Genomic DNA, 5,859 nt, shown 5'->3' with positions numbered 1-5,859 from the left:
TTCGGCAACTGGGACGTTTTCCCCTATATCATCAACGACAAGCGTAGCGGTGTGCCTGTCAATCCGGGGCTGGGCCAACGGTATCCCACCGAAACCCTGACGATGCGGCTGGCGCTTGATGCCTGGCGCACCCAGAAGCCGCGGGTGCTCTATGTCGGCCTCGGTGATACCGATGAACTGGCGCATATCGGCGATTATCCCGGCTATCTTGCCGCGATGAACCGCGACGACGATTTCATCGCCGAGCTCTGGCGGATGGCGCAGGCCGATCCGGAGACGCGCGGCAAAACCACGCTGATCGTCACCACCGACCACGGGCGCGGCACCGGGTTCGGCGGCGCGTGGACCGAACACGGCAGCGCGGCCTCGGTGGCGCTCGATCCTGCGGGCTTCACCATTCCGGACAAGGCTGGCTTCCCGGGCTCAGAGCAGATCTGGCTCGGCGCGATCGGCCCCGGGGTGGACGCTTCGGCGCCTGTACTCGATACTTTTGAGGACGGCAAATGCCTCAGCCAAAGCCAGATTGCCGCCAGCGCGCTCACTGCTCTGGGCGAAGATTGGCGCGCGTTCGATGCCAAAGCCGGTGAACCGCTGCCGTTCTTTGTGCGCAAGTAGTCTTCTTTGCAAGCAAGTAGCCTGCGCCGCGCCCCCGGTGCGCGCAGGCGAGGGCCTTAAGCCTTACAACCGCAAAACCATTTTCCTACATCGCCGCCGTGGGGCAAACCAGCGGCATGGACTTTCGCCGCAACCCTGCATCCCAGACCTGCCTTAGGGGCACCGCCAAGGCCGCTGCATTCTTCTCTCTGGACTGTGTCAACTTCGTCAACTTAGGAACGATTCCCGACTGGGAATCGGTCCGCCACCAATCGGTCTCGAGCGGCTTTTTTCGTGATCTTGCGGCACGCGCCATGACCGGCATCGCCGCCCGCGCGGCATGGAACATTGCTCCGCCGCCGTAATTCCCCTTATGCCCTAAGTGCTTGCGATTGTTTGCTTCGAAAATGGCGAGAAAAATTTGTTCCCCCCTTGTTCTGTTGGAACGAAGAGAGTACAAGGTCGTTGTTGACGGTTCGTGTAGGCCGCCTCTAGCAAGGGAAGTGAGAAGCCATGGCAGCGCAGCTCAAGCTCATTCAGGAAGGCAAAGACAAAAACATGGCCAAGGACGCGGATCGTCACAAGGCGCTGGAAGCAGCGCTCGCGCAGATCGACAAGGCTTTTGGAAAGGGCTCGGCGATGCGGCTCGGCTCGAAGGAGACGATGCAGGTTGAAGTGATCCCTACTGGATCGCTCGGGCTCGATATCGCGCTGGGCGTGGGCGGCTTGCCGCGCGGCCGGGTGATCGAGATTTATGGTCCGGAAAGCTCGGGCAAGACCACGCTGGCGCTGCACGTGATTGCCGAGGCGCAGCGCGGCGGCGGCACCGCTGCCTTCGTCGATGCCGAGCATGCGCTCGATCCGGTCTATGCCCGCAAGCTGGGCGTCAATATCGATGAACTGATCGTCTCGCAGCCCGATACTGGCGAACAGGCGCTGGAAATCGTCGATACGCTGGTGCGTTCCAATGCGATCGATGTGCTGGTGGTGGATTCGGTCGCCGCGCTGGTTCCTCGCGCCGAAATCGAAGGCGAGATGGGCGACAGTCACGTCGGCCTGCAAGCCCGCTTGATGTCGCAGAGTTTGCGCAAGCTGACCGGCTCGATCAGCCGCTCGCGCTGCATGGTGATCTTCATCAACCAGTTGCGCATGAAAATCGGGGTGATGTACGGCAATCCCGAAACGACCACCGGCGGTAATGCGCTCAAGTTCTATGCCTCGGTCCGCCTCGATATCCGCCGCACCGGTCAGATCAAGGACCGCGACGAGATCGTCGGCAACGCGACGCGCGTCAAAGTCGTCAAGAACAAGGTCGCGCCGCCGTTCAAGCAGGTCGAGTTCGACATCATGTACGGCGAGGGTATTTCCAAGATCGGCGAAATTCTTGATCTTGGGGTCAAGGCCGGGATCGTCGAGAAGTCGGGTTCGTGGTTCAGCTACGATTCGATCCGCATCGGGCAGGGGCGCGAGAACGCGAAGACTTTCCTGCGCGACAATGCAGAGATTTGCGACCGGTTGGAAGCTGCGATCCGCAGCCAGACCGACAAGGTCGCCGAAGGCCTGATGGCTGGTCCGGACGCGGACGACGACATCTGAGCTTTCAGGCGGCAAGCCAGCGCCATCCCCCGGCTTGCTGCCATTCCAAAGATCGGCGCGTTCCCCGGACGGAACGCGCCGATTTCTTTGTCCGGCTTACAGGTCTACTGGCCCTGTTCAACCGGCTGGTTCATCCCTAGCCTGCCGCAAACAGGAATCGGGAGAGCCTCATGTCGATTGTCATTCACCACCTCAACAATAGCCGTTCGCAGCGCATCCTTTGGCTCCTCGAAGAACTTGGGCACGCTTACGAGCTCAAGTCCTATCAGCGCGATGCCCAGACCAATCTCGCCCCGCCTGAACTCAAGGCGCTGCATCCGCTGGGCAAATCGCCGCTGCTCGAGATCGATGGCCGGATGATCGAGGAATCGGGGGCGATCGTGCAGGTGCTGTGCGATCGCTATGGCCCGGCATGGTTGCCCGAAGCGGGCAGTGACGATGCGCTCCGCCATCTTGAATTGATGCACTTTGCCGAAGGATCGGCGATGACCCCGATCCTGCTCAACCTCTATGTGTCGCGCCTTGGCGATGCCGGCGCGCCGCTGCGCGAGCGGATCGACGAACAGCTCGCGGCGCATTTTGGCTATATGGAGCAGATCCTGCGGCCTTCCGGCCACTTCATCGGCGATGGCTGGACCGGCGCTGATGTCATGCTCAGCTTCCCCGCCGAAGTTGCGATCATGCAGGGGGCAGGGGACGTCTACCCCAAATTGGCCGCGTTCGTCGCTGCGATACACGCCCGCCCGGCCTGGCAGCGCGCCCGTGCAAAGAGCGGAGCATACTTCGCTACCTGAACGAACGTGCTTGTTGGCAGGCGGGTCTGCGCGTAACCTGCCTGCCATGACCAGCGCGAGCGATTGGCAAGGCGGCGTAGGCCGCAACTGGGCGGCCGAGTGGGAGCGTACCGACCGCACGTTTGCGGCGCTCACGCCGGATTTGCTGCGCGCTATTGCCGCCGAGCCGGGAGCCAAGGTGGTCGATATCGGCTGCGGTGCCGGCGAGATCGCGCTGGCGGTGGCCCGCGACCGGCCCGCAGCGCAGGTCGTTGGCGTCGATATCTCGGCCGAGTTGGTGGAGACCGCCATGACCCGCGCCGAGGGGCTGGCGAATCTGAGCTTCACCGTGGCCGATGCGGCCAGCTGGATTGCCCCGGGCGGTGCGCCCGATCTCTATGTCTCGCGCCACGGCGTGATGTTTTTCGAAGACCCGCCCGCCGCCTTTGCCCATCTGGCGCGCCGCGCCGCGCCGGGCGCGCGGATGGTGTTCTCCTGCTTCCGTTCGGTCTCCGAGAACACTTGGGCGACTGAGATCAGGGAGCTGCTGCCGCCTGCCAAGCCCGTTGCCGCCGATCCGTTCGCGCCGGGGCCGTTTGCCTTTGCCGATCCGGACCATGTTCGCCGCTGCCTCAAAGGCTGGCGTGATGTAACCTTCCGCAAGCTCGATTTTGCTTATGTCGCGGGCACGGGCACCAATCCGGTAGCGGACGCATTATCGCTCTTGAGCCGGATCGGCCCTGCCGCCGCTGCGATCCGTACTTTGCCCGATAACGCCCGGCCCGCCTTCGAACGGGGCCTGCTCGAGCTGGTCCAGTCGCGCCACGTGGGCGGGCGGGTGTGCTTTCCCGCCGCGGCATGGTTGGTCAGCGCCGCCGCCGATAACGCTTAAGTCGAAACGTGCTTGGCACACGCCAAACGCTCGCCTAATCGCTTAACCCATGACATCCTCGAACGATATCCGCCGGTCCTTCCTCGAGTACTTTGGCGCCGCAGGCCACGAGATCGTGCCATCTACGCCGCTGGTGCCCTATAACGACCCTACCCTGATGTTCACCAACGCCGGGATGGTGCCGTTCAAGAACGTGTTTACCGGCCTTGAGAAGCGCGCCATCTCGCGCGCCACCAGCAGCCAGAAATGCGTCCGCGCCGGGGGCAAGCACAACGATCTCGACAATGTCGGCTACACCGCGCGGCATCACACGTTCTTCGAAATGCTCGGCAATTTCTCGTTCGGCGATTATTTCAAGGATCAGGCGATCACCAATGCCTGGACCTTGCTGACCCGCGAGTGGGGCCTGCCCAAAGAAAAGCTTTTGGTCACCGTCTATCATACCGACGACGAGGCGTTCGACTTGTGGCGCAAGATCGCCGGCGTGCCCGAAGACCGCATCATCCGCATCGCCACCAAGGATAACTTCTGGGCGATGGGCGATGATGGTCCATGCGGCCCGTGCTCCGAGATATTCTATGACCACGGCGACCACATCTGCGGCGGCCCGCCGGGATCGCCGGAGGAAGACGGCGACCGCTTCATCGAGATCTGGAATCTGGTGTTCATGCAGTTCGAGCAGACTGCCGGACAGATCACCGGCAATCTGCCGCGCCCCTCGATCGATACCGGTATGGGGCTTGAGCGCATCGCCGCAGTCATGCAGGGCGAGCACGACAATTACGATACCGACACTTTCCGTGCCTTGATTGCCGCGAGCGAGAGCCTGACCGGGGTGCGGGCCGAGGGGGAGAACACAGCCAGCCACCGCGTGATTGCGGATCATCTGCGCTCGTGCAGCTTTTTGCTGGCAGACGGCGTGCTGCCCTCGAACGAAGGGCGCGGCTACGTGCTGCGGCGGATCATGCGGCGCGCGATGCGCCACGCGCATCTCCTTGGCGCAAAGGAGCCGTTGATGCACCGGTTGGTGGGGGGGCTGGTCACCGAAATGGGGCAGGCTTTCCCGGAACTGGGCCGCGCGCAGCCCATGATCGAGGAAACGCTGCTGCGCGAGGAAATGCAGTTTCGCCGCACCTTGTCCAACGGTCTGCGGTTGCTCGACGAGACCACCGGCGCGCTCGGCATGGGCGACAAGCTGCCCGGTGAAACCGCCTTCAAGCTCTATGACACCTTCGGCTTTCCTTATGACCTGACCGAAGATGCCCTGCGCGCGCGCGGCATCACCGTCGACCGCGAAGGGTTCGACGCGGCGATGGCGCAGCAAAAAGCGGCGGCCCGTGCGGCGTGGAAGGGATCAGGCCAGGCGGCGGACAGCGAGGTGTGGTTTGACATCGCCGAGCGCGAGGGCGCGACCGAGTTTACCGGCTACACTGCCACCAGCGGCGAGGGCATGGTCGTCGCGCTGGTGCGGGATGGCAAGGAAGTCCAGTCCGCGAGCGAGGGTGAAGACGTCATCGTGCTCACCAACCAGACCCCATTTTACGGCGAAAGCGGCGGGCAGACCGGCGATACCGGGGTGATTTCGACCAACGAGGGCTTGCGCATCGGGGTCTCCGATACCGCCAAACCGCTCGGCCGCTTGCATGCGCATCACGGGCGCGTTGCGGCTGGCACGATCAAGTTGGGCGACGCGGTGCTGCTCGCGGTCGATGTCGCGCGGCGCGATGCCACGCGCGCCAATCATTCCGCCACGCATCTGCTGCATCAGGCGCTGCGCGACCGACTGGGCAGCCATGTGACGCAGAAAGGCAGCCTCGTCGCGCCCGACAAGCTGCGTTTTGATTACTCGCATCCCGCCCCACTGTCGGCCGAGGATCTGGCGGTGATCGAAGCCGAAGTGAACGCCGAGATCCGCGCCAATGCGCCGGTGACGACGCGGCTGATGACGCCCGATGATGCGATTGCGGCAGGCGCGATGGCGCTGTTTGGCGAAAAGTATGGCGA

At 63.3% G+C, this 5,859-nt stretch carries 6 protein-coding genes; all 6 read left to right on the top strand.

Annotated features, from left to right (window positions below; all coding sequences use genetic code 11):
* The coding region (locus Q0O40_RS15080; RefSeq protein ID WP_295531704.1) for an alkaline phosphatase family protein at positions 1-615 on the top strand (615 nt) is incomplete at its 5' end.
* A 116-nt stretch (positions 616-731) separates the two neighbouring features.
* Positions 732-959, top strand: coding sequence for a hypothetical protein (locus Q0O40_RS15075; RefSeq protein ID WP_295531701.1), 228 nt, complete (start codon positions 732-734; stop codon positions 957-959).
* 148 nt (positions 960-1,107) lie between these two features.
* Positions 1,108-2,190 carry a recombinase RecA gene (gene recA / locus Q0O40_RS15070; RefSeq protein WP_295531698.1) on the top strand — a complete coding sequence of 361 codons (1,083 nt, stop codon included), beginning with the start codon at positions 1,108-1,110 and terminating at the stop codon, positions 2,188-2,190.
* Between the two features lie 170 nt (positions 2,191-2,360).
* Positions 2,361-2,984, top strand: coding sequence for a glutathione S-transferase family protein (locus Q0O40_RS15065; RefSeq protein ID WP_295531695.1), 624 nt, complete (start codon positions 2,361-2,363; stop codon positions 2,982-2,984).
* Positions 2,985-3,030: 46 nt separating this feature from the next.
* Positions 3,031-3,855, top strand: a complete 825-nt coding sequence (locus tag Q0O40_RS15060) for a class I SAM-dependent methyltransferase (RefSeq protein WP_295531693.1) — start codon at positions 3,031-3,033, stop codon at positions 3,853-3,855.
* 49 nt (positions 3,856-3,904) lie between these two features.
* Positions 3,905-5,859: alanine--tRNA ligase (alaS, locus tag Q0O40_RS15055; RefSeq protein ID WP_295531690.1), on the top strand; the 1,955-nt coding region annotated here is incomplete at its 3' end.

The organism is Novosphingobium sp. Chol11, from assembly GCF_945870625.1.
Classification (GTDB): Bacteria; Pseudomonadota; Alphaproteobacteria; order Sphingomonadales; family Sphingomonadaceae; genus Novosphingobium.
Note: the sequence above shows the minus strand (reverse complement) of the source record. Positions and strands in the feature narration are given on the sequence as shown.

Bases quoted from the DNA above. Each gene is read 5' to 3' on its own strand.
- Q0O40_RS15075 (WP_295531701.1), top strand. From the start codon at position 732: ATGGACTTTCGCCGCAACCCTGCATCCCAGACCTGCCTTAGGGGCACC.
- Q0O40_RS15065 (WP_295531695.1), top strand. From the start codon at position 2,361: ATGTCGATTGTCATTCACCACCTCAACAATAGCCGTTCGCAGCGCATC.
- Q0O40_RS15060 (WP_295531693.1), top strand. From the start codon at position 3,031: ATGACCAGCGCGAGCGATTGGCAAGGCGGCGTAGGCCGCAACTGGGCG.
- recA (WP_295531698.1), top strand. From the start codon at position 1,108: ATGGCAGCGCAGCTCAAGCTCATTCAGGAAGGCAAAGACAAAAACATG.